Annotated in this window: 19 protein-coding genes and 1 tRNA gene; 7 read left to right on the forward strand and 13 right to left on the reverse strand. The window is 65.0% G+C overall.

What is annotated here, in order from left to right; all coding sequences use genetic code 11:
- On the forward strand, positions 1–615 hold a 615-nt coding region (queG, locus tag VL752_RS08790; protein ID WP_325354230.1), incomplete at its 5' end, for a tRNA epoxyqueuosine(34) reductase QueG.
- On the opposite strand, the gene VL752_RS08795 is transcribed toward queG, so the two are convergent.
- The 5 genes from VL752_RS08795 to minC form a co-directional block, all read right to left on the reverse strand.
- Positions 597–1709, reverse strand: a complete 1113-nt coding sequence (locus VL752_RS08795; RefSeq protein WP_325354232.1) for an aromatic ring-hydroxylating dioxygenase subunit alpha — start codon at positions 1707–1709, stop codon at positions 597–599. The two genes, queG and VL752_RS08795, sit on opposite strands and share 19 nt — an antisense overlap.
- 86 nt (positions 1710–1795) lie before the next feature.
- Positions 1796–3487, reverse strand: coding sequence for a flavin monoamine oxidase family protein (locus VL752_RS08800; protein WP_325354234.1), 1692 nt, complete (start codon positions 3485–3487; stop codon positions 1796–1798).
- A gap of 26 nt (positions 3488–3513) precedes the next feature.
- Positions 3514–3810 carry a cell division topological specificity factor MinE gene (minE, locus tag VL752_RS08805; RefSeq protein ID WP_325354236.1) on the reverse strand — a complete coding sequence of 99 codons (297 nt, stop codon included), beginning with the start codon at positions 3808–3810 and terminating at the stop codon, positions 3514–3516.
- Positions 3807–4622: a septum site-determining protein MinD gene (minD, locus tag VL752_RS08810; protein WP_325354238.1), complete on the reverse strand. Its 816-nt coding sequence runs from the start codon at positions 4620–4622 to the stop codon at positions 3807–3809. Before minD ends, minE begins: the two co-directional genes overlap by 4 nt.
- Before the next feature lie 40 nt (positions 4623–4662).
- Positions 4663–5304: a septum site-determining protein MinC gene (gene minC, locus VL752_RS08815; RefSeq protein WP_325354240.1), complete on the reverse strand. Its 642-nt coding sequence runs from the start codon at positions 5302–5304 to the stop codon at positions 4663–4665.
- A 264-nt stretch (positions 5305–5568) separates the two neighbouring features.
- On the opposite strand from minC, the gene VL752_RS08820 reads away from it, so the two are divergent.
- Positions 5569–6885, forward strand: a complete 1317-nt coding sequence (locus VL752_RS08820; RefSeq protein WP_325354242.1) for an MFS transporter — start codon at positions 5569–5571, stop codon at positions 6883–6885.
- 5 nt (positions 6886–6890) lie between these two features.
- Here the strand turns inward: VL752_RS08820 and VL752_RS08825 are convergent, their stop codons facing one another.
- On the reverse strand, positions 6891–8891 hold the full coding sequence (locus VL752_RS08825; protein WP_325354244.1) for a transglycosylase domain-containing protein: 2001 nt from the start codon (positions 8889–8891) through the stop codon (positions 6891–6893).
- A 156-nt stretch (positions 8892–9047) separates the two neighbouring features.
- Here VL752_RS08825 and VL752_RS08830 point away from each other — a divergent pair, with 156 nt between their 5' ends.
- Together VL752_RS08830 and VL752_RS08835 are read left to right on the forward strand one after the other, a co-directional pair.
- Complete coding sequence (locus tag VL752_RS08830; RefSeq protein ID WP_325354246.1) at positions 9048–9959, forward strand: NAD(P)-dependent oxidoreductase; 912 nt, start codon at positions 9048–9050, stop codon at positions 9957–9959.
- Positions 9960–9994: 35 nt separating this feature from the next.
- Positions 9995–10081 (forward strand) — tRNA-Leu (locus VL752_RS08835).
- Between the two features lie 86 nt (positions 10082–10167).
- On the opposite strand, the gene VL752_RS08840 is transcribed toward VL752_RS08835, so the two are convergent.
- The 3 genes from VL752_RS08840 to VL752_RS08850 form a co-directional block, all read right to left on the reverse strand.
- Positions 10168–10620: a bleomycin resistance protein gene (locus VL752_RS08840; RefSeq protein WP_325354248.1), complete on the reverse strand. Its 453-nt coding sequence runs from the start codon at positions 10618–10620 to the stop codon at positions 10168–10170.
- A 9-nt stretch (positions 10621–10629) separates the two neighbouring features.
- A complete protein-coding gene (locus VL752_RS08845; protein ID WP_325354250.1) occupies positions 10630–11514 on the reverse strand; it encodes a sugar phosphate isomerase/epimerase family protein in 885 nt (294 codons plus the stop codon).
- 119 nt (positions 11515–11633) lie between these two features.
- Positions 11634–13115: a mannitol dehydrogenase family protein gene (locus VL752_RS08850; RefSeq protein WP_325354252.1), complete on the reverse strand. Its 1482-nt coding sequence runs from the start codon at positions 13113–13115 to the stop codon at positions 11634–11636.
- Positions 13116–13237: 122 nt separating this feature from the next.
- Between VL752_RS08850 and VL752_RS08855 the strand changes: the two genes are divergently transcribed.
- Positions 13238–14020: an SDR family oxidoreductase gene (locus VL752_RS08855; protein WP_325354254.1), complete on the forward strand. Its 783-nt coding sequence runs from the start codon at positions 13238–13240 to the stop codon at positions 14018–14020.
- A gap of 42 nt (positions 14021–14062) precedes the next feature.
- Here the strand turns inward: VL752_RS08855 and VL752_RS08860 are convergent, their stop codons facing one another.
- The 3 genes from VL752_RS08860 to VL752_RS08870 form a co-directional block, all read right to left on the reverse strand.
- Positions 14063–14275 carry a DUF2934 domain-containing protein gene (locus VL752_RS08860; protein ID WP_325354256.1) on the reverse strand — a complete coding sequence of 71 codons (213 nt, stop codon included), beginning with the start codon at positions 14273–14275 and terminating at the stop codon, positions 14063–14065.
- A gap of 64 nt (positions 14276–14339) precedes the next feature.
- Positions 14340–15542 (reverse strand): multidrug effflux MFS transporter, encoded by a 1203-nt coding sequence (locus VL752_RS08865; RefSeq protein WP_325354258.1) that lies wholly within the window; start codon positions 15540–15542, stop codon positions 14340–14342.
- Positions 15543–15625: 83 nt separating this feature from the next.
- Positions 15626–16519: an SMP-30/gluconolactonase/LRE family protein gene (locus tag VL752_RS08870; RefSeq protein ID WP_325354260.1), complete on the reverse strand. Its 894-nt coding sequence runs from the start codon at positions 16517–16519 to the stop codon at positions 15626–15628.
- 159 nt (positions 16520–16678) lie between these two features.
- Here VL752_RS08870 and VL752_RS08875 point away from each other — a divergent pair, with 159 nt between their 5' ends.
- Together VL752_RS08875 and VL752_RS08880 are read left to right on the forward strand one after the other, a co-directional pair.
- Entirely contained in the window at positions 16679–19318 is a 2640-nt protein-coding gene (locus VL752_RS08875) for an MGH1-like glycoside hydrolase domain-containing protein (RefSeq protein WP_325354262.1), read from the forward strand.
- Positions 19315–19668: a hypothetical protein gene (locus VL752_RS08880; protein ID WP_325354264.1), complete on the forward strand. Its 354-nt coding sequence runs from the start codon at positions 19315–19317 to the stop codon at positions 19666–19668. Before VL752_RS08875 ends, VL752_RS08880 begins: the two co-directional genes overlap by 4 nt.
- A 12-nt stretch (positions 19669–19680) precedes the next feature.
- Here the strand turns inward: VL752_RS08880 and VL752_RS08885 are convergent, their stop codons facing one another.
- Positions 19681–22362, reverse strand: a complete 2682-nt coding sequence (locus VL752_RS08885) for a bifunctional diguanylate cyclase/phosphodiesterase (RefSeq protein ID WP_325354266.1) — start codon at positions 22360–22362, stop codon at positions 19681–19683.
- Positions 22363–22984: the final 622 nt, after the last annotated feature.

The raw sequence follows: 22984 nt of genomic DNA on the forward strand, positions 1-22984 counted from the left end.
GCCGAAGCAGGGCTCGGCTGGCAGGGCAAGCACACCAATCTGGTCTCCCGTCAACACGGTTCCTGGCTGTTCCTCGGTGAGATCTTGACGACGCTCGATCTGCCGGTGGATCAGCCCCATGCCGATCGCTGCGGTTCCTGCCGCCGCTGCATCGATGCCTGCCCGACGGCGGCAATCACCGCGCCTTACGAACTGCAGCCGACGCGATGCATCTCCTACCTTACCATCGAGCATAAGGGCCCGATCCCGGAGGAGTTCCGGCAGGCTTTGGGCAACCGCATCTATGGTTGCGACGATTGCCTGGCCGTCTGCCCCTGGAACCGTTTCGCCGTTGCGGGGCGGGAAGCGAAGCTTGCGGCGCGGACTGATCTTGAAGCGCCCGCTTTGCGCGATCTCGCCCGCTTGGACGATGCCGCCTTCCGCGCGCTCTTCGCGGGCTCGCCCGTCAAGCGTATCGGACGAAACCGTTTCCTGCGCAACGTCGCCATCGCGATTGGCAATGGTGGTGATCTCTCACTGCTGCCCGAGATTCTGCGCCTGTGCGAAGAACCTGACTCCGTTCTGGCCGAAGCCGCCCGCTGGGCGGTGGCGCGCCTTCAGGCAAGTGCGGGCTGAGTCCCAAGCCGCGGCACATCCTCGGTCGTGCCATGCTCCGCCAAAAGCGCGCGGAGACTGCGGATGACCGGGAATACCTCCTGGTTGAGGTCGCAGCCTTGCGCGTCGTGCGCGGCCTGCTCCATTTCCACGATTTCCCGATCCTCTTTGAAGATGCGCTCCGTGAAGATGATGAGCAGCGGCCAGGCGAGATCGAGGACGAAGGGAATTTTCGGGCGGTGGACAGAGAGCAGGCCGAAGGTGCGGTTGGTCCTCTGCTCCCGGTCCTGCGGTACATAGGCAATCCACAGGTCCATCACCGGCGTCTCATCCTTCATGCGGATGCGCAGCGTCTGGTATGGATATTCGGTGCGGATGGTCATCACGTCCTTGTCCGCGAATTCTGCAGCATTGCTGCGCTTCTGTCCGAAGATCGCGGCTTCGCCCCAAGGCTGCTTGCCGCCCGTGCGCGCGAAGCTGTAGCGAGCCTCCACCCAATCCTCACCCTGAGCCTGGCCCAGGAAGCGCGGGCGCATCTGTCCCATCTGCTTGCGGTGCAGGAACTGATGGTTCATGTCCATCAGGTTCTCATGCATGAAGCTGTAGTGGCAGCCGACGACCTGGCCGAAGCGCCGGGTCTTGTAGGCCGGGTTGGCAACCGAGCCCAGGGCGGGCAGCGGCGTCGTCTCGGCCAGCTCCGCATCGCCCGGAAAGACAAGAATGAGCCCATCCTTCTCGCGGGTCGGATAGGCGCGCACGCCGTTGGGCAATTTACCCTTGCCGATATAGGGCACGTCCGTGCAGTGGCCGGACTGGTCATAGGCCCAGCCGTGATAGCCGCAGCGGATTGCGCAACCTTCCACCAGCCCCCGGCTGAGTGGCACCTGCCGATGGGCGCAGCGATCCGCCAGCGCGAAAACGGGGCCGCCGTCCTTCGGGCGGGCCAGCACGATGGGATCGCCTGCGAAGCGCACAGCCAGCGTCTTGCCCGGCTTCACCTCGCCTGACCAGGCAAGTGGATACCAGTGATCGGGATGCGCGCCGACGCGCCTCAGATCCCGCCCGGAGTCGCCGTCCGTCGGCGCCTCTTCGGCAGGGAGAAAGCCCTGATCCATCGGCACGAAAACCCCCAAGCGATACGCGCGGGGAGGATAAGCCCCAGGACCCGATGCTCCTAAGTAAAATTCCCTTGGGGAGGCAATCAATCCGGCAGGATGACCGGAGCGAGGTCGTCGAACATATCGCCGGGCCCAGGATTTTCGGGCACCGTGTTACCGCAAAATTGATGCATCACCCCCCAGACGGCGTTGAGGGCGGTCTGCACCGCGCCCTCTGCCCAGCCGGGCGTGAAGGAGATGCCGTCGCCCGCGAGATAGAGCCCGCGCTCGCCCGGCGGCAGCCCGTCCTGCATGAAGTGGCAGAACATCTGGCGGTTATAACGGTAGTGGCCGGGCAGCGCTCCCTTGAAGGCACCGAGAAAATTCGGGTCGCTTTCCCACGAGACGGTGATCGGCTCGCCGATGATGTGGGAGGCGATGTCAACCTCCGGATAGACCTTCTGCAGGGCTGCCAGCATCAGCCGGACGCGCCGCTCCGCATTCAGCGGCAGCACCTTCATCGCATCCGACATCCACGAATAGGAAAGACAGATGACGGAAGGCTTGTCCGGTCCGTTATCGAAGAGATAAGTGCCGCGGGTGATCCGGTCGGTCAGCGTCATGCTCATCTTGTAGCGGCCGGTCTCTTCGTCGCGCTCGGTCCAGAAGGGACGGTCCACCATCACGAAGGTCTTGGAGGACTGCATGTAGCGGGTGCGGTCCAGCGCCATCCAGAGTTTTTGGGAGAAGAGGCTTTCGTCGCAATCGATATGCGTCGTCAGCAGCCAGGATTGGCAGGTGGCGATGGCGGCCTTGTAGCGCCGGGTATCGCCCCAGCGGTCGGTGATGGCGATCATCCCGTTGTCGCCGCGCGCGATGCGCGTGACCCCGGGGCGCGGCGCGCCGGCATGCAGCGAGGCGAGCGAGGTGCCGGCCGGCCAATGGGCAAGGGTCGTTGGTGCCAGGGACCAGAGCCTGCGCGGCAATTGCTCGGCACCCCCCACCATCATGCGCTGGCCCTCATCCTGCGCGGTCACCACAACGCGCAGGATCTCCAGCATGGAATTGGGGAAATCGCTGTCCCAGCCACCGGTGCCGAAGCCGACCTGGCCGAAGACCTCGCGATGCCGGAAGCTCAGTTTCTGGAAGGCCGGGGAGGAGGCGACAAAGTCGTAGAAGGTGCGCTCGTCCCACAGCTGCACCAGCCGGTCCCAGATCTTCTTGAGCCGGGGGACGTCGCGGGTGCGCACGGCCCCTTGCAGGGCCGCGAAATCGGCGCCCGCTTCCAGCGCCTGCGCCCAGGCGTCCGAGACCTCCTGCAGCAGCGGCGGCAGGCGGCCATCGCCATCCCCCTCGACATAGAACTGCTCGCTCTCGAGCTCGATCAGCGTCGAGGGCGTCACAGCGTCGAGCGGATTGGGAAAGGCCCGGGTCTCGATCCCGGTCTGGCCGATATAGTGGTAGAGGCTCGTGGAGGAGGTGGGGAAGCGCATCCCGCCGAGTTCCGCAACCACGCCTTCCGCCCCGCTGAAGGGTTCGGATCGCAGCCGCCCGCCCATGCGGGATGATTCGTAGAGAACGGGTTTGAAGCCGAGCTTCATGAGTTCGTGCGCGGCGACAATGCCGGCAAGCCCGGCGCCGATGATGGCGACTTCCTGGCCGAGCGCGTCCGGCGGCAGGCGGCCGAGGCCGGCGGGGTGGGCAATCCAGGTATCGTAGGCAAAGGGGAAATCAGGGCCGAAGGTCGTAACCGGCGGTGATGCTTCACCGTTCTCCGGGGGCGTCTGCAGTGGCATCCCGATAGCCTCCCATGGCAGAAGCTTCAGGACGCGCGCAGGGCGGCCTTCTTCGCTGAGGCCTGTTTCTCGGCGAGGCCGGGCGGAATCTCAACTCCGATTTCGAGGGTCGAGAAGGAATCGCCTCGGTCCAGCTTGATCTGAACCTTCTCCCGCTCCACCGAAATGTGCTTTGCGATCACGGCCAGGATCTCCTCCTGCAGAACGGCCACCAGATCGGCGTTGCCGCCGAAGGTTGCGCGCTCATGGGCGAGGAGGATCTGCAGGCGCTCGCGGGCGACGTTGGCGGTGGGCTTGCGGCTCAGGAAGCTGAAAAAGCTCATGCAACCCTCCTGCCGAAGAGTTTGCCGAAGAGGCTGGTCTTCTCGCCCGGCACCGTCATCGGCACCTGCTCACCCATCAGGCGGCGGGCGGCATCCGCATAGGCCCGGGAGGGCGCGGCCTCCGGATTGGAGAGCACGACTGGCGTGCCGAGGTTGGAGGCGCGCAGCACTTCCTGGCTTTCCGGAATGATGCCGAGCAGCGGGATGGAAAGGATTTCCAGCACATCCTCGGTCTTCAGCATGTCGCCGCGGGCGGCGCGCACCGGGTCGTATCGGGTCAGCAGCAGATGCTTCTCGATTCGCTCGCCGCGGGTCGCGCGCTCGGTCTTGCTGTCCAGCAGGCCAATGATGCGGTCACTGTCGCGCACGGAGGAGACTTCCGGGTTGGTCACGATGACCGCGACATCGGCGTGATGCATGGCGAGGCTGGCCCCGCGCTCGATGCCGGCCGGGCTGTCGCAGATGACCCAGTCGAATTTCTCGCGCAGCTCGGCGATGATCTTCTCGACTCCCTCGCTCGTCAGCGCATCCTTGTCCCGCGTCTGGGAGGCGGGGAGGATGGAGAGGGTCTCGACCCGTTTGTCCCGGATAAGCGCCTGGGACAGCTTGGCGTCGCCCTGAATGACATTGATCATGTCGAAGACGACGCGGCGCTCCGCGCCCATCACGATGTCGAGATTGCGCAGGCCGACGTCGAAATCGACGACAACGACGTTCTTGCCTGCCTTGGCCAGTGCCGCGCCGAGGGCAGCCGTCGAGGTCGTTTTTCCCACGCCACCTTTGCCGGAGGTCACCACGAGAACTTTGGCCATGCCTTTACCCCTGTCAGCGTCGTCCGTGTCCAGCCAGTCGCTAGCTGATCTCGGTAATGATGATGGATGATCCTTCGAGGCGGGCCATGATCGACTTGCCCCGGAATGCGTCCATGTCCTCGGCGGTCATGTAGAGACCGTCGATCGAAATGAGTTCGGCGTCGAGCCTGTTGCAGAAGATGCGCGCCTGCTGGTTGCCGGTTACGCCGGCGATGGCCCGGCCGCGCAGCACGCCGTAGACGTGGACCGAGCCGCCAGCCATGATTTCCGCGCCGGACGCGACGGAGCCGTTGATGGTGAGGTCGCCCTGCGGAAACAGGATGGTCTGGCCGGAGCGTACCGGCTCGTCCAAGACCATCGAGGTCGGTTCCGGCGCGGGCGGCTCATCCGGCGGATCGTCCGGCACTTCATAGAGGCCGAGCGGCCGTCCGCCGATCAGGGGACCGCCCACGGACTGGATGGCGGGCGTCAGCCCGTCCAACCCTTCGGTGCCGATGACGCGGATGCCGCGCGCGCGCAACTCGTCGAACAGGGTCCCGAGACCGGGATCGGTCTCCGGGATTCCGGAGAGATCGACCACAATGGGCCGGCCCGCGAAAAAGGTCGCGGAGCGTTCGATTTGCGCGTCGAGCTCCACCATCCAATTGGACAGCGGCGCATCGGGCGAGAGCACGAAGGCCATGAAGGAGCGGCCTCGGACGCGCAGATTGGGGCGGGTTCTGGAAAGCGTTGTCACAGTCGACCGGTATCGCTGCCTCAAGCAAAGGTCAACGACTTTTCGAAACTTCCACTAGATGATGGGTGAGTTTTGCGCGCGGCCTGCCATATCTGGGGTTCCGCAGCCGATTCGGCCTTCCCACTTGAGGGAGTGCCGTGGAAATGCCAAGTGAAAAACAATCCCTGACGCCGCCTCGATGGGGATCTCACGCGGAGTTTCCCAAGGCCGATGTCCTTCTCTTCGACCGACACCAAGGCACCCTCAGTCCGCGACTCGACGCCACCGCCTCCCAGCCGCGCCACGGTCTTCGCCTGCGTGCTCGGCAATGCGCTCGAGTTCTACGACTTCACGACCTATACCTTCTTCGCGGTGGCGATCGGCCGGAGCTTCTTCCCGACGCATGACCCTGTCGTGTCCCTGCTCATTTCGGTCGCTACCTTTGGCGTCGGCTTCTGCACGCGGCCGCTCGGCGGCCTCGTCATCGGCGCCTTCGCCGATCATGCCGGCCGCAAGCCTGCGATGATGCTGACCATCGCCCTCATGGCGATCGGCATGCTGCTGCTGGCGGCGACGCCGCCCTTCGCCGCCATCGGCTATGCCGCGCCCGTCCTCGTCGTCTTCGCGCGCCTGCTGCAGGGTTTTGCGCTCGGCGGCGAGGTCGGCCCGGCTACGAGTTACCTTATCGAGGTGGCACCGAATGACCGGCGGGGGCGGCTCGCCTCCTGGCAGATCGCGAGCCAGGGCTGCGCGCTGCTCGCCGCCGGTATCGTGGGCTTTGTCCTGGCCCACAGCCTGTCGGACGCTGCGATGACGGAATGGGGCTGGCGCGTCGCGCTGCTACTAGGCCTCACCATCGTCCCGGGCGGCCTCTATATCCGCCGCCGCCTGCCGGAAACCGCGCATCTTTCGGACACCGAGAAACGCCGGAGTGCTGCGCAGGTGCTGGGCCATCTCCTCACCGGTCATCCCTGGCCGCTGTTCCTCGGCCTCGTTGCCATCATGACCAGCACGATCTCAACCTATGTCGGCCTCTACATGACAACCTATGGCGAGACGGCGCTGCACCTGAAGGTACCCTCGGCCATTACCGCACCGCTCATCGGCGGCATCACCACCATCGTCTTCGCGCTGGCCGGCGGCTGGCTCGCAGATCGCTATGGCCGCAAGATCGTAATGCTGCTGCCGCGCATTTTGCTCATCCTGGCGATCTATCCAGCCTTTCTTTTCCTCATCGGCCATCCTTCGATCGTCACATTGCTGGTGACCACCGGGCTGATGTCGGTGCTGGGTTCGTTGAGTTCGGCCGCCGCCATCGTCGCCATCCCGGAAATGCTGCCGGCGAGCGTTCGCGCCTCGGGCCTTTCCACGGCCTATGCGTTCGCCGTGACCGTCTTCGGCGGGACGACGCAATTCGTCCTCGCCTGGCTCATCGGCGTCAGCGGCGATCCGCTCTCGCCCGCCTGGTATATGATCGGATCGGGAATCCTCGGCGTCATCGCCATGGCGCTGATGCCGGAAACGCGGGGCCGCCCACTGCCTCGCTGACGGAGTTACGGCTGGATCGCGGCCATCGCCACGGCGTGGAAGAGTGCCGCCGGCAGCGTGCCGCCGGCCACCAGCTTGCCCATCGGGCTGTCGTCGTCATTGCCGACCCAGACGCCGATGACATCGCCGTCGACGCCGCCGATGAACCAGGCGTCCCGGCTCGATTGCGTCGTGCCTGTCTTGCCGCCGACGAAGAAGCCCGGCACGGCGGCCGCGCGGCCGGTGCCATAGGCCACGACTGCCCCCAGCATCTGCCGCATTTCCCCGGCAAGCGCTGGAGAAATGACGGGCACGGCATCCGGCGGTGGGGCCATCAGGTCCTTTCCCTCGGCATAGAGCGCGGTGATGCCATGCGGCGTTACCCGGTGGCCGCCATTGAAGAAGGTCGCATAGGCGCCTGTCATCTCGAGCAGCCCCACGCCTGCCGTGCCGAGGGCGATCGTCGCATTGTCCGGAATGGGGTCGGTGATGCCGAGGCGATGGGCGACGGACGCAACCTTGCCCGGCCCGCCAGCCCTGAGCAACAGCCGGGCCGAGACGGTATTGAGCGAATAAGCGAGGCCCTGGGTCATGGTGACCTGACCCATGTAGTACCGATCGAAATCCCGCGGTTGCCATTGGCCGATGCGCACCGGCCCGTCCAGCACCGGGCTGTCCGGCTGCATCCCGGCTTCGAGGGCTGCGAGCCAGACGAAGGGTTTGAAGGAGGAGCCGGCCTGCCGCCGCGCCAGCACCGCGCGGTTGAAAAAGTCGTGCCCGGTATTGGAGCCGCCGACCATCGCGCGCACCGCGCCGGTTGCCGCATCCATCACCACGATGGCGCCCTGATGTGCGTCCGCGCCGGCGGCGGGACCCGCCAGCATGTCCGTCAGCGCCTTCTGAGCCGCCCTCTGCAGCCTCGGGTCGAAGGTGGTGGCAAGGCGGGAATCGGTATCGGCCGGGATCAGCGGCCCCGCCTGCTGCGCCGCCCAGGAGGAGAACCAGTAGTCGCCGCCCGCCGACTTGGGCACGACATTGATGGCAGCCGCCGCCTCGTCGGATTGCGCTTGGGTGATGTAGCCGGAGCGCACCATGGCAGCCAGTACCTCTTTGGTGCGCGCGATGGCGGCGGAGGGATCGGCCAAGGGATTGAAACGCGAGGGCGCGCGCGGCAGCCCCGCCAGCATCGCCGCCTGCCACAGGCTCAGCTGGCTGGCTGGAACGCCGAAATAGGTCTCGGCCGCCGCATCCATGCCCCAGGCCCCGGCGCCGAGATAGACGCGGTTGAGATAGATTTCGAGGATCTGCGCGGGCGTGAAGTGGTGAGTGAGCCAGAGGGTCAGCAGCATTTCCTGCGCCTTGCGGCGGAAGGTGCGGGCGTTACTGAGGAACAGTGTCTTCGCCACCTGCTGGGTCAGTGTCGAGCCGCCCTGCACGACATGCCCGGCCAGGACGTCCACCACCACGGCGCGCGCCATGCCGAGCAGGTCGAGCCCGCCATGTTCCCAGAAGCGGCGATCCTCCACCGCAACCAGCGCCTGCGGCAGATAGGCCGGCACCGTCTTCAGGGTCAGGATCTGGCCGGAATAATCGCCAAAATGGGTGAAGGGCCGGCCGTTGCGGTCTGTCAGCACCAGGGCGGGGCGGCGCATCGCGGCCATTCCGGCGGAGGGGCGCGGCATGTCCCAGGTGAACCAGAGCAAGACGAGGGAAGCGGCAAGACCACCCCAGACGGAGAGCAGGATGGCCCATTTCAATAGCCGGAGGAGGAGGCGCGGGCTGACGCGCGACCCTTTGCGCCGGTTCGGCTGAACCGTGGCTGCCCCGGACCAGGCGCGTGGCACAGGCGGCGGCGGGGCCGCCTCGGGCGTTTCGTCATAATCGTAGAAGTCCTCCTCATCCTCGGCGAAAGTTTCGTAGCGCGGAGGGACGTAGGGGGTGTGCGCGTGAGGGGCATGCCCATGGTCGCGGCGCAGCCTGGGCGCCGCTTCGGTTGGACCTTGGGCTCCCAAGTTAATGCGGAACATGAAGGAAGCGCGCTATCACCTGGACAATAGACAGGAGCTTTGGGGCATGCCTCACCCCTAGTCAAGAAAAAGCCCTCGTTGCAGAAGCCGTCTGGGCCCTTGCCCAAAACCCGGACAAGCCGCAGCCTGGGCCGCACATTCGATGGAGAGAGGCTGATGAAGGGCATCTATGCCGATGCGAGCGGTGGTCTGGCCGAGGTCTTTGCGCGGGTCTACCGGCCGGACGATCCGCGCGTCACGGTTCATGAGATCGAGACCGTGTCGCCCGAGCAGATGCCCAGCCTCTATTCCGGGCATGATTTCATGCTCAATGACCACACCTTCCTGCCGACCGAGGCGATGGCGAAGGTCGAGGGTCTGAAGCACGTCATCTTCCTCGGCACCGGCGCGCGCTCGTACATGAATGTGGAGGAGATCGAGGGGCTGGGCATCCAGGTCCATACCATTCGCGGCTATGGCGATACGGCGGTGGCCGAGCACGCGATCGCCCTGATGTGGGCGGCCGCGCGCAATATCGCCATGCTCGACCGCAGCGTGCGGGCGGGCGGCTGGCCCCGCGGCGGCGCCATTGAACTCACCGGCAAGACTTTGGGGCTTTATGGTTTCGGCGGCATTGCCGGGGAGGTCGCGCGCATCGCGGCGGGCTCTGGCATGCGTGTCATCGCCTGGAACCGCTCGGCGCGGAGCTATCCGGGAGTGGAGTTCGTCGATCTGCCGACGCTGTTGGCGGAGAGCGACGTGCTGTCGCTGCATCTGCTGCTGACGGACGAGACCAAGCAGAGCCTGAACGCCCAGCGGATCGCCGCGATGAAGGATGGCGCGATCCTGGTGAATACCGCGCGCGGTGGGCTGATCGACACCGCCGCCATGGTGGCCGCCCTGCAGACCGGGCACCTTCGCCATGCGGCGCTCGACGTCTTCGATGTCGAGCCTTTGCCGGCCGGCGACGTCCTCGCAACCCTGCCGAATGTCACGCTGACCTCGCATGACGGGTTCAACACGCCAGAGGCTTCGGAAAATCTCATTCGCATGGGACTGGACATCGCGAAGCGGCTCGCCCAAGGGTAATGCGCCATGGGGCGCTCGGCGCCCCATGGCTGGATGCGGACGTGGCGGAACCGGTAGACGCAGCAGACTTAAAATCTGCCTCCCGGACGGGAGTGCGGGTTCGATCCCCGCCGTCCGCACCAAGTTTTCGTTCGAGTCTCGGAGGGCACGTCATGCGTGGATCCGTTCCGCGCATTCGCCCGCCGGAAGGGTCGCCCGGCCGAAACGCTCAGGCCAAGGGCCGAGTGCCGATCGCCATCGCGAAGCGGATCAGGTAGCCGTCCGGATCCTGCACCAGAAACTGTCTCTGGCCGATCTCAATGGTATCGGCGCGATACCATTTCTCCTCCGGCGCCATGAAGAGCGGCCAGGATGCGGCCTCCAGACGCTCCAGCATGGGCCCGATATCACTTAGCGTGATCTGAAAATTGAGGCCGCGTCCGAGCGGGCGCTCCATCGGCCCGGTGATCCAGTTCCGCCCGTGCCCGGCCTCCTCCAGCATGACCTGCGCGCCCTCCTGGTCGAGATAGGCGAAGCCTTCTTCCAGCCGGTGATAGGCGATGCGGAAGCCGCAGAGATCGCACCAGAAGGCGAGGCTCGCTTGGATTTCGCAGACCAGCAGTTCGGGAACCAGCGGCGCCCAGTGGAAGTTCTCGCCCGAGACGGCCGCCGATCGCATCATGCTGCGGTCTCACGCCGTCCGCGTGATTCGCCGGCGGCGTGCGGCACTCTCCATGTGGTCGGTGATGAAGGCATGCGCATGTTTCGCCAGCGCCACGTTGTCGTCCCAGGTATTTCTCCAGATGCCCGCAATGATCGAAAGATCGCGGTCGACGACGGTGGAGGAGAAGGATTCGAACGTCACCGTATCCGCGTAGCCATTGTCGAGGAGCGCATCGAAAATCGGCGCATAGTCGATCGTGCCGGCGCCGAGATAGCCGCGATTGCTCTCGCCGACATGGAAATAGCCCAAGCGGTCGCCCGCCGCGCGGATCGCGTCTGCCGGGTTCGCCTCCTCGATATTCATATGGAAGGTATCGAGATGGAGATAGACATTGTCCTCACCGATCTCCTCGATGAAGGCCAAGCCCTGGGCGGTGGTGTTGAGAAGATTGGTCTCGAAACGATTGACGATTTCGAGATTGAGGGTGACGCCGGCCTCGCGGCCGTAGCGCGCGACCTTTCGCAGCGTGTCGATGCTGTTGCGGCGGCCGGCCTCGCTCGGCATCGACATGTATTTGCCGTGCGCCGAGAACAGGATGCCACCGAGCTTGGTCGCCCCGAGATCCCGCGCGACGGACACCGCTTCGCGCAGCACCGCCTCTCCGCGCGCCACCGTGTCGGCATCCTCGCTCGAAACATCATAGGCGGCCTGCAGGCCCATGGTGACGGCGATACCCATCTTCTGGGCCGCGAGGGCACGGGCGAATGCCGGGACGTCGAATTTTTTCGGGTCGAGGCGCGGGAATTCGATAAGACGGTAGCCGGTCTCAACCGAACGATCCAGCGCGCGGTTGAGATCCTCCTGCGTCGAGCCGCCCGACCAGACGAAGGCATGGATGCCAAGTTGATTCATGGAAACGCGTCTCCCCAGCGCCGCGACGTTACGCGGCCATTCTTCGTTGTTGTGCCCGGGCAAGGGCCGGACAAAAAAGGCCCGGGGGTTGCCCGGGCCCATCCTGAAACGATTGTGCCTCAGCCGGCAAGGATGTCTTTGAGCGTGGCAAGTGTGCCGCGACTCGCGAGCTGCTCCCGGTAGTCCTGGAAGGTCTTCACGAAGTCCGGGGAGGTGTCCATGCCGAGCCCCGCGAAGATCGGCAGGGTGAGGAAAGCCATGGGGTCGGGATCGGCCGCCGTAGCGCGGTCTGCCGCGGTCAGGCGCGGCTCGGGCGTATGGAAGGTTTCGCCCTTGTCATCCACACCGCCCAGGCAACGGGCGAAGGTCGCGATGAGGAAAGCACAGCGGCGGAAGTCCTTGCCCGCTTCCAGGATGCTGCGGATCGTATCGCCCGAGAAGATCGGGATGCGGGAGGCGCCGTCCGTCGCGATGCGGATGGTCTGGTCACGCGTTGCCGGATTGGAGTAGCGCTCCATCAGCTTGTCGCGATAGCCCTCGAGGGACATGCCGGGCGGCGCTTTCAGGAGCGGAATGACATCCTTGTTCCAGAAATCGAAGAGCAGTTGCGCGATGGCCGGATCAGCCACCGTCTCGTCCACCAGCCGGTAGCCGGCGATGGTGCCGGGGAAGGCCAGCATGCTGTGGGAGGAGTTGAGCATACGGAGCTTGATCTGCTCATAGGCCCAGACATCGTCCGTGATCTGCACGCCGACTTTTTCCCAGGCCGGGCGGCCGAGGCGGAAGTGATCCTGCACCACCCACTGGATGAAGTCTTCGCAGAAGACCGGGATCTTGTCGTCCACACCGCTTGCGGCGTTCAGCCGCGTGCGGTCGGCGTCCGTGGTTGCCGGCGTGATGCGGTCGACCATGCTGTTGGGGAAGTCGACCTCCTGCTCCATCCAGGCGGCGAGTTCCGGATCGCGCGCGCGGGCAAAGCCCGTGAAGGCGGTTTTGGCGACGTGGCCGTTATGACGGAGGTTATCGCAAGACTGGACGGTGAAGGCCGGCAGGCCGGCGGCCCGGCGGCGGGACAGCGCTTCGGCCACATAGCCGAAAGCGGTGCGGGGTGCGGTGGGATTGGCGAGGTCGTGGACGATGTCCGGCGCGCCCAGTTTGAATTCCTGGGTCTCGTCGTCGATGTTGTAGCCGCTTTCCGTCAGCGTCATCGTGACAATGCGAATCGCCGGGTCGCAGAGCCTGGCGAAGACCGCTTCAGGATCATCCGGCGCGAAGAGGTATTCGACGATCGAGCCGATGACGCGGATTTCAGGTGCGCCATGGGGCGGGCAGATGGTGATCGTGTAGAGACAATCCTGCGCCGGGAAGCTCGCCGCCTTCGCACGTTCGCGGGGGTCGTCCATCAGCCCGATGCCGCACAGCGCCCAGTCGTCATGGCCGCCGGCGGCGATCAACTGGTCGAGATAGACCGCCTGATGGGCACGATGAAAATTGCCGACGCTGAAATGGACGATGCCGGCGCGCAGTCGGCTCCGGTCATAGCCGGCCCAGGTGACGCCTGGCGGCAATGTGCCGAGCGTCGCATTGCTCAGTTGGACCATTGGACTCCCTTCCCTTCGGTAGCATGCTCTGCGGCGCGGGGCAGGCGCGCTTGGATGTCTTTCGCCTTGCCCTCCCGTGCAGCAGCAATACCGTCAGTCGGTACTTTAGAGAAGGATGTCGGATGGATTTAGGGCTCAAAGGGCGGCGAGCCATTGTTTGCGCCGCGAGCAAAGGCCTAGGCGCCGGCTGCGCCATGGCTCTTGCCAAGGAAGGTGTGTTGGTAACGATCACGGGACGCGACCCGGAAATCCTAGCGCGAACGGCCCGGGCAATTGCTCAGGAGACGGGCGGCCGCGTGGAAATCGCACCGGGCGATATCGCAACCCCCGAGGGCCGCGCCGCCGCCCTGGCGACCTGCCCCGAGCCGGACATCCTGATCAACAACGCAGGCGGTCCGCCGCCGGGCGATTTCCGGGATTGGGAACGCGAGGACTGGCTGCGCGCGCTCGACGCCAACATGCTGGCGCCTATTGCCATGATCAAAGGGGTGGTGGACGGGATGATCGACCGGCGCTTCGGCCGCATCGTCAACATCACCTCGGCCTCGGTGAAGTCGCCGATCCCCAATCTCGGTCTCAGCAATGGCGCGCGCGCCGGGCTGACGGGCTTCGTCGGCGGCCTCGCGCGGCAGGTCGCCAAGCATAATGTGACGATCAACAATCTGCTGCCGGGCCCGTTCCAGACGGACAGGCTCGGCAAGACGATGGCGGATGCTGCTAAGAAGGCCGGACGGACGCTGGAGGAGGAAATGGCTCACCGGGCGCAACTCAATCCGACCGGGCGTTTTGGACAACCCGATGAATTCGGCCATGCCTGCGCCTTCCTCTGCTCCGCCCATGCCGGCTATATCGTGGGCCAAAATCTCCTTCTGGACGGCGGCGCCTTCACCGCCACGATGGGCTAAGTCGGGAGGGAGAGGGCGAGGCGCCTCGCCCTCTCGGCCTGATCACGGATTGAAGGACGGCGGATCGCTTGCGGGAAAGCTGTCATCGCTGTCCTGGTCGACGATGTCGGGGCCTCCCGCCTCGCCATCGACGATCTTCTCCGCCTCCAGCCAGAAATCATGGTCCTGCCCCTCCGGGCGTCCCGCCTTCTCCCACAATTCGTAGGCGGTATCGCGGATACGCTGCAGGCGATCTTCACTCGCAGACTCGGACACGGTTTTTTCCCTTTCGTCCCTTGGCATCAATGCCGCTTTGCAGATCGCGCGGCGGCCGCCCGGTTCAAGGGTGCGCGGCGGGCGCGCGCACGGTTTTGACGTAGATCGCCCATGCACTGAAGCCGAGGCAGGCGGAAAGCGCCATGAAGCCGGTCATCGGCCGCGCCGTGCCGTTTGCGCCGAAGCCCATCAGCGCGGTCATCACCGAACTCATGGTGAATTCAAGGCCGACGCCGAGCGCCGCCGCCGCGCCGGCGGTGGCGCCGAAGGGCTCCATCGCGGTCAGGAAGGCCGGTCCCATGATGAGGCCGAGGAAAAAGAAGGTCGTGACCGTCAACAGCACCAAGGGCCAGAGCGCGGCCATCCCGCCCCAGATGAGCCCGGCAAGGGCCAGGGTGGCCACAGCGGCGCCGGCCGTGGTGACGCCGAGCAGCCGGCGCGCGCCATAGCGGCGCATGAGCGGCGCGGTAAGTTGGCTGATGCCAATCAGCGCGATGGCATGGATCGCGAAGAGCAGGCCGTAGATGGTCGGCTGCACATGGTGCAGCGTCACGAAGACGAAGGGCGAGCCTGAGATGAAACAGAAGAGCACGGCCTGGGCCGAGGCCGCGATCAACACGGGCAGGATGAAGATGCGCTGGCTGAGCAGCCGCCCATAGGTTGCGAGCACGCTGAGGGGTCGGCCGCTCACCCGTCGCTCGGGCGGCAGGGTCTCGGGCAGCATGCGCGCGATCATCAGCATGACGAGCAGGGTGATCGTGATGAGGACGAGAAAGATCAGCCGCCAGGAGGCGTATTGCACGATCAGCCCGCCCAGGACTGGCGCCAGGATGGGCGAAACGCTGAGGGCCAGCATGGCGAGGGAGAGGAGCCGGGCGGCGTCCGGTCCGGTATGTTCGTCTCGCACGATCGCCATGGGAATCACGGCGGTCGCCGCCGCTCCCAGCCCCTGGAAGAAGCGGGAGAGGATGAGGATGCCGATGGTCGGCGCGAAGGTGGCGCCCACGGAGGCGAGCGCGAAAAGCCCGAGGCCGACATAGCTCGGGGCCTTGCGGCCGAAAGTGTCCGACACCGGGCCATAGATGATCTGGCCGATGGCCAGGGCCACGAAAAAGCTCGTCATGCTGAGCTGAACGGTGCCGGGATCGGTCTTGAGATCGCGGGCGATCGCGGCGAAGCCTGGAATGTACATGTCGATGGCGAAGGCGCCGACGGCGATGGTCAGCCCGAGCACGATCGCGCGGCGGTAGAGGGCAGGGCCCGCCATCGGATTTCCTTGTGGCGTATTGTCTTGGATTGGAACGGGACGTGGCCGCCTGCGGCCACGCCCCGGAGACTAGGGGCTTTCCCTCAGACCGCCAAGCGTGCGCGGTGCGGGGCAAGCCCCAGCAGGCCCGGCTGCGCCAGGAAGAGCGCGCCTGCGAGCGGCTCCTCCATCCGCTCATGCGCGGCGGTCGTGATAGCCAGCCGGTCGAGATCCGGCCCGCAGAAAGCGCAGGAGGTGACGCGCGAGGCGGGCAGGGGGATGGTGCGGTCGCGCGCGCCGTCGGGCGTGAAGCGCGTCACGCGGCCGCCATCCCAATGGCAGACCCAGAGGCCGCCCTCCGCATCGACCGTCATGCCGTCGGGATAGCCTTCCGCCTCGGTGAGGCGGATATGCACGCGCTTGCCGGTGAGGCCGCCGTCCGGCCGGCGATCGAAGGCATAGACCGTCCGGGCGGGGCTGTCGGCATGGTAGAGGGTGCGGCCATCAGGGCTGATCGCCGGCCCATTGGTCACGGTATAGCCCTGGTCGAGCACGGTAACGGTGCCGTCCAGGCCGAGCAGGTGCAATTGTCCGGTGGCCTCTACCTCGGCATCATCCATGGCGCCGAAATAGATGCGACCCTCGGCATCGGCCTTGGCGTCGTTCAGCCGCATGCCCGGCGGCAGTAGTCCCGGCTCGGTCACCACGTGCCGAACCACCGCGGGCTCCCCCGGCGTCAGCCGCATGACGACGACCGACCGCCCCAGCCCGACCACGAAATCCTCGCCCCCGGCCTGTTCGACGATCCAGCAGGGGGACTCTTCCAGCTGCCATTCGGCAACCGCCTCGCCTGCGAGGCCGCAGGACAGGATGCGATGGCCGAGAATATCGACGAAAAAGAGACGCCCGCGTCCGGGCGACCACATCGGGCCCTCGCCAAGGATTGCGCGCCCCGTCCAGATCGGGGTGGCGCTCGGGGTCTGTTCGGTATCGCTCATGCAATAATCCTTGGTTGGGGCGGAGCCGCCCGGCCCTGTTCGTGATCGGGTTTCGTGATCGGGTTTCGTGATCCGGCGGGGACGGATATAGGACGGGTTATAGGATGACGCGCACCAGCCGATGCAAGGCGTCCCGGATCAGATCGGAGAGCTGCCCCCATGTCTTCCTCCCCCTCCGCGCTCTTCGCAACCGCCGAGGGCAAGCGGCTGGTGGCGGCACGCGCCTCCGGTGCCTGGCGGGCATGGGGGCCTTACCTCAGCGAGCGGCAATGGGGCACGGTGCGCGAGGACTACAGCCCCGATGGGGATTCCTGGGCCTCTTTCACTCATGACCAGTCCCGCATGCGCGCCTATCGCTGGGGAGAGGACGGGATCGCGGGATTCGGAGAGCGCCACTTGCGTTGGTGCCTGGGCCTCGCTCTCTGGAACGGGCAGGACTCGATCCTCAAGGAGCGGCTCTTCGGCCTTGCCAATCAGGAAGGCAATCACGGTGAGGACGTCAAGGAACTCTACTATTATCTCGATGGACTGCCGACGCATTCCTACATGCGGATGCTCTACAAATATCCGCAGACGGCTTTCCCCTATGATCGGCTGGTGGCCGAAAATCGCGCCCGCGGCTACGAGGATACGGAGTTCGAGCTGGTCGATACCGGCATTTTCGCTGAGAACCGCTATCACGACGTCTTCGTCGACTATGCCAAGGCCGCGCCGGACGACATTCTGATGCGCGTGACGATCGCCAATCGCGGGCCGGACGCGGCCGAACTGCATGTCCTGCCGCAACTCTGGGCGCGCAATATCTGGGATTGGACCGCAAGGACCGATATTCCCGAGATCCGCGCTTTGTCGGCGCGAGAGGCGCAGGCGACGCATCCCGAACTGCCGGAGATGCGGCTTCATGTCGGTCAGGAGACCGAACTCCTTTTCTGCGACAACGAGACCAACCGCCGCCGCGTTTATGACGAGCCGGCCGCACCGGGTCCCTTCAAGGACGGCCTGCACGACTATCTGATCCACGGCGATGCGGCGGCACTCCGCGCGGAAAAATTTGGTACCAAGTGTGCTGCCCATCATCGCGTAACGGTTCCGCCGGGCGGCGAGGTGATCCTGCGCCTGCGATTCCGCCCGGCCAGTACCGAGGGCGATCCCTTCGTCGATTTCGACACGATCTTCGCGATGCGCATCGCTGAGGCGGACGAGTTCTATGGCGCCGTGCAGACGCAGGTGACGGAGGCCGATGCGCGGCTCGTGCAGCGTCAGGCCTTCGCCGGCATGCTCTGGTCCAAGCAGCTTTACGATTACGACGTGCGGACCTGGCTGATGGGCGATTCGGCCGAGCCGAAGCCGCCGGAAAGCCGCTGGCAAGGGCGCAATGTGGACTGGGTGCATATGCGCAATGCCGACATCATCTCGATGCCAGACAAATGGGAATATCCCTGGTACGCGTCCTGGGATCTCGCCTTCCACAGCCTGCCGCTGGCCCAGATCGATCCTGATTTCGCGAAGCAGCAGCTGCTGCTGCTCACCGGCGACAACTACATGCACCCAAACGGCCAGCTGCCGGCTTATGAATACGAGTTTGGGGACGCCAATCCGCCGATCCACGCCTGGGCCACCTGGCGCGTCTTCGAGCGCGACCGCGATCTGACCGGCATCGCCGACTATACATTTCTCAAGCGCATGCTGAACAAGCTCGCGCTCAACTTCACCTGGTGGGTCAACCGGCGCGATGCCGGCGGCCGCAACATCTTCCAGGGTGGCTTTCTCGGGCTTGACAATATCGGCATCTTCGACCGCTCCTCGCCGGTGCCGATGGGCGGCACGCTGAGCCAGTCGGACGCGACCGCCTGGATGGCGATGTATGCGCTCAACCTCGCCCGCGTCTCGATCGAACTCGCGCTGGTTGACCATGCCTATCAGGACATGGTGGTGAAATTCTTCGAGCATTTTCTCTACATTGCGGAAGCGGCGGCCAAGCATGGCGGCCTGTGGGACGAGCAGGACGAATTTTTCTACGACCGGCTCGAACTGCCGGACGGCCAGAAGATCCCCATCCGTGCACGCACCATCGTCGGCCTCATTCCGCTCTTCGCGGTCGAGATCCTGCGGCATTTCGACCAGCCGCGCCTGCCCGAGATGATCGACCGGATGAAATGGTTCCTCCAGAACCGACCCGATCTGGGTGCGCTCGTCTCGCAGTGGGACGTGCCGGGCGAACATCACCTGGCGCTCATGTCCATGTTGCGCGGTCACCGGATGAAGTGCCTGCTGCGCCGGATGCTGGACGAAGACGAGTTCCTCTCCCCCTACGGCGTGCGTTCCGTCTCCCGGGCGCATGAGCGGGAGCCCTATATCTTCGCCTGGGCCGGCCAGCAATTCGTACTGCCCTATTGGCCCGCGGAATCCCATTCCGGCCTCTTCGGCGGCAATTCCAACTGGCGCGGTCCCGTCTGGGCGCAGATGAACTATCTCATCATCGACAGCCTGAGGCAGTTCCACTCTTATTACGGCGATGATTTCCTCGTGGAATGTCCCGTAGGCTCCGGGACGATGCTGACCTTGTCCGAAATCGCCGACGAACTCGCCCGGCGGGTGACCCGTCTCTTCCTGAGGGACGAGCAGGGCCGCCGTCCCATCCATGGCGATTGCGCGCTCACCCAAAGCGATCCGCATTTCCGGGATCTGCCGCTGTTCTACGAGTATTTCCACGGAGATACGGGGCGTGGCGTCGGCGCATCGCACCAGACGGGCTGGACCGGACTTGTCGCCCTTCTGATCGGAGAGACCGCAGGATGACGAAACACCCGACCGCGCTCCCCTTTACACCGGCCGAACGGAGCTTCCTTCGCCAGGAACTGGCTGCCGCCTTCGGTGTGCGTCCCTCCCTCTCCCAAGGGATCAAGGTCAACCGTTGGACGACGGGGCCGCGGCGCGGGGAGCCCAAGATTCCGCCCGTGCTGGCCGGACTCCTCGAACGCGGCCTGATGGATCTTCCGGCCGAGGAACTTGGCGCACGGGCCTTCTTCACGGAGACCGGTCTCGCCGCCTTGCGCGCGCTCTATGAGGATGGCCGCTTTCTCGACCCTGATCGGTTCGGCCATCTGCGCGCCGAGCTCGGCGTGCCGGAGCCGCCCTACGGCATCTAGGGTCTGAACCGATTACAGTCTGATGGCGGGTGGTTCTGCTGCCAGGACGGGGTCAGGACAAGACGGGAAGGGTCGCGGCTCCAGCACAAAAAGCCGCATCTCGGCCGCCGGCAGGGGGGGGCTGAGAAAAAAGCCCTGCACATATTGGCATTGCCGGCTCCGCAGCATCTCAAGCTGTGCTGCGGTTTCGACACCTTCCGCCACGACTTCGAGACCGAGTTCGACGCTGACCGCGAGCAGCGCATTGACGATCGCGGCGGCGTCCGCATGTTCCACCATGTCTTGGATGAAGAGCTTGTCGATCTTGATGGCGTCGAAGGGGAAGCGGCGCAGATAGCCGAGGCCGGAATGACCGGTGCCGAAATCGTCCAGGCTGAAGCGGATACCGAGGGCGCGCAGCGCATGCATGGTGCTGAGCACGGTCGGGTTCGGTTCAAGCAGCAGCCCTTCCGTCACTTCGAGCGTCAGACGGTGCGGGGGGAGGCCGGTCCGCTCCAGGATCTGCTGCACCTGCCGGGCAAGAGTTTCGCTGTTCACCTGCACCGGTGACAGATTGACCGCGACACCAATCTCCAGCGACCATTGTGCGGCTTCTTTGCAGGCGGTCTCCAGCACCCAGAAGCCGAGCGGCTCGATGAGGCCCAGCTTCTCCGCGAGGGTGATGAAATCGGCCGGCGGGACGAGGCCGTGGATGGGATGGTGCCAGCGCAACAGGGCTTCCGCTCCGGCGACGCAGCCGCTCACCGTGCTGAGAATGGGCTGGTAGACGACTTCGAACTGCTTCAACTCGAAGGCCGAGCGCAGATCCTGCTCCCGCCGGAACAGGGCCTGCTGACGGGCCTCCATCCCGGCGTCGAACGCGCGGACAAGGCCAGTGCCCTCGTTCTTCGCCTCGTAGAGCGCAATGTCGGCATTGCGCAGCAGGTCGCTCGCGCTCTTCGCATGGTCCGGATAATGCGCAATGCCGATCGAGATGCTCGCGCGGAAGGCATTGCCGTCGATTTCCAGTGGCTGCCGCACCGCGGTCACGATGTCACGGGCAAGGTGGCTTGCGTCGTGCTGTGGGCCGTCGAGCGGCAGGATGATCGCGAATTCATCGCCTCCCGTGCGGGCGATCGTGGGGCCGAAACCCACCGTCAGGGTGAGACGCTCGGCGAGCTTCACGAGCAGCGCATCTCCAGCGCCGTGGCCATGACTGTCATTGACGTATTTGAAGCGATCGAGGTCGATATAGAGCAAGGCGAGGCGATGCGCCCCCTGGTTCGCCCGGGCGATCTCCTCCTCCAGCCGGGCGGTGAAGAGGGTCCGGTTGGCGAGTTGAGTGAGCGGATCGTGATGCGCGAGATATCTGATCCGCTCCTCGGACTGCCGCCGCTCGGTAACGTCGGAATAGGTGCGCACAACCCCGCCGTCCGGCAAGGGCACGCACTGCACCTCCAGGATGCGGCCGTTCGGCCGCTGTCGCTCATAGGTGACAGGCTTATCGGCGTAGAGGCTGCCGCGATAGCGGTGTTCCTCCTCGGCATCGGGGAATTCCCCGGCTGCCACCTGATAGGCAAAGACGGTTTCGGCAGAGGGGTTGGAGGCCATCAATCCGGGCGGCAGGTCGAGCATCGCGAGCGCCTGCCGGTTGCAGACGGCGACCCGTCCTTGGCCGTCGATCATGACGATGCCTTGGCTGATGTGGTCGAGCGTCGTGGAGAGTGTGTTTGAATTGCGGGCGAGATCGGCTTCCGATCGTTCGAGCCGGCGGAGTTGCAGGATGATCGCGCGAAAGAGCAGGATCATGCAGAGCATGGCGAAGACAGCGGCCAGGGCGGTCAGCGCCGCTTGCTGCCGCCAGCCTGCGAGCGCACCCGACGCGGAGACGCTGACATTGACGACGACCGGATAATCGGCAAGCGGGTGAACGGAAATGATCCGAGCGCTCCCGTCGAGGAGGCCGGGGCCTGTCATCACCGAAGGATGGGGCTTGGCGAGTGCGCGGTCCCAGGCGGCGGTCAGGTTCTTCGGGCGTTGCCCCGGCGGCAGATCGTACGGGTAGCTTGCGAGCACCCTCCCCTGGCGGTCGACCAGGGTAATGGCGAGATTCTCGTGCTGGGCGACTTCCCGGTAGAAGTTGCGGAAATAGCTCAGATCCATCGCGCCCAGCATGATGCCGAAAAACTGGCCCGAGGGGCCGTCGATCCGGCGCGCCAAAAAGGCCGTCCAAAGCCCGTTGCCACGGTTGGTGACAGGCTTGCTGAGAAAAATTCCGCGGTCGTCATGATCACGAAAGTAGCGAAAGTAATCTCGGTCCGAGAGATTCAGGTGCGGAGGCGGCCAGCGACGGGAATAGTTCGAGAGATGGCCAGACGCATCGACCACGGTAAAGGCATCCGCTTGTGGCAGCAGTGTCGCCTGCCGGTCGAGTTCCTTCTGGAACTCCTTCGTGACGATGCCCGCCGCCTGGGCCTCGGGAGTAGCGTAGGTCTTGCTCTCAATCTCATCGCGGAAGGCCGCGATGACAATGTCCGTGGCTCGGAACGCGACCGCGGTCTGCTCCGCGATTGCTTTTGCCAGCCGTTCGGTCTCGGTCCGAGCTGCCTCAAGGGCATGATTACGGGTATCGACCATGGCGATCGAAACCGTCGCGATCATGCCGATCAGCAGGGCGATTCCGGCCAGAACCAGCCGTCTGCTGGCAGCTGACAAGCCCGCGCGGTGCTCTGGCAAGGGTCCCGCTCGGCCCCCCTCCGCATCAGCGGTCGATATCCGGTTGGCCCTATCCCTGTCTCTCACGCCTTTGCCTTGGGCTCATGGACGGTCTTCCGGGCCAAACTTGCGGATATGTATCATAAGTATACATGACGTCCCACCTTGTCATCCTGCCCTGGGACGCCCCGCCGCGCGGGCAGCGTTGGATCACAATTCGTTCAACGATATCCGCACTTTTGTCGCGGCGCATAACAGCGACGGCTCTTTTCCCAAGGTTTGCAAGGCTGAGTGCAAATTGCCGGCATGCGGCAGCCGCCGCTGGGAGGCTCTTGCATGAATGTTATTCCCCGGCCTGGCTTGCTCCGGCGCAGCCTGCGAGACAAAGGAAAGAAACTCTCGGGAGAGGCCATTCCTCCAGTTTGGGCTGGGCGGCCCAACAGAAGGCGATCCTCCCTAACCGCGGTGTTCCGAAGAGCTTACGCACATCGCGGCATGGGCAAAGTCAGGCCTCCGAAGTTAAAGTGTCTAAGGATCGCCACCGCCCGATCCGCGTAGCGCGAGATCGTGTCAGACAGTCCCGATGCAACGTAGATCTGACACGAGAGTCACGCTCTAATCT

Origin of the sequence: Acidisoma sp. (genome assembly GCF_035492295.1) — a bacterium.
Taxonomy (GTDB): domain Bacteria; phylum Pseudomonadota; class Alphaproteobacteria; order Acetobacterales; family Acetobacteraceae; genus Acidisoma.

Bases quoted from the DNA above. Each gene is read 5' to 3' on its own strand.
- VL752_RS08875 (WP_325354262.1), top strand. From the start codon at position 16,679: ATGTCTTCCTCCCCCTCCGCGCTCTTCGCAACCGCCGAGGGCAAGCGG.
- VL752_RS08820 (WP_325354242.1), top strand. From the start codon at position 5,569: ATGTCCTTCTCTTCGACCGACACCAAGGCACCCTCAGTCCGCGACTCG.
- minD (WP_325354238.1), bottom strand. From the start codon at position 4,622: ATGGCCAAAGTTCTCGTGGTGACCTCCGGCAAAGGTGGCGTGGGAAAA.
- VL752_RS08800 (WP_325354234.1), bottom strand. From the start codon at position 3,487: ATGCCACTGCAGACGCCCCCGGAGAACGGTGAAGCATCACCGCCGGTT.
- VL752_RS08850 (WP_325354252.1), bottom strand. From the start codon at position 13,115: ATGGTCCAACTGAGCAATGCGACGCTCGGCACATTGCCGCCAGGCGTC.
- VL752_RS08880 (WP_325354264.1), top strand. From the start codon at position 19,315: ATGACGAAACACCCGACCGCGCTCCCCTTTACACCGGCCGAACGGAGC.
- VL752_RS08825 (WP_325354244.1), bottom strand. From the start codon at position 8,891: ATGTTCCGCATTAACTTGGGAGCCCAAGGTCCAACCGAAGCGGCGCCC.
- VL752_RS08845 (WP_325354250.1), bottom strand. From the start codon at position 11,514: ATGAATCAACTTGGCATCCATGCCTTCGTCTGGTCGGGCGGCTCGACG.
- minC (WP_325354240.1), bottom strand. From the start codon at position 5,304: ATGGCCTTCGTGCTCTCGCCCGATGCGCCGCTGTCCAATTGGATGGTG.
- VL752_RS08870 (WP_325354260.1), bottom strand. From the start codon at position 16,519: ATGAGCGATACCGAACAGACCCCGAGCGCCACCCCGATCTGGACGGGG.
- VL752_RS08840 (WP_325354248.1), bottom strand. From the start codon at position 10,620: ATGATGCGATCGGCGGCCGTCTCGGGCGAGAACTTCCACTGGGCGCCG.
- VL752_RS08795 (WP_325354232.1), bottom strand. From the start codon at position 1,709: ATGGATCAGGGCTTTCTCCCTGCCGAAGAGGCGCCGACGGACGGCGAC.
- VL752_RS08855 (WP_325354254.1), top strand. From the start codon at position 13,238: ATGGATTTAGGGCTCAAAGGGCGGCGAGCCATTGTTTGCGCCGCGAGC.
- VL752_RS08865 (WP_325354258.1), bottom strand. From the start codon at position 15,542: ATGGCGGGCCCTGCCCTCTACCGCCGCGCGATCGTGCTCGGGCTGACC.
- VL752_RS08830 (WP_325354246.1), top strand. From the start codon at position 9,048: ATGAAGGGCATCTATGCCGATGCGAGCGGTGGTCTGGCCGAGGTCTTT.
- minE (WP_325354236.1), bottom strand. From the start codon at position 3,810: ATGAGCTTTTTCAGCTTCCTGAGCCGCAAGCCCACCGCCAACGTCGCC.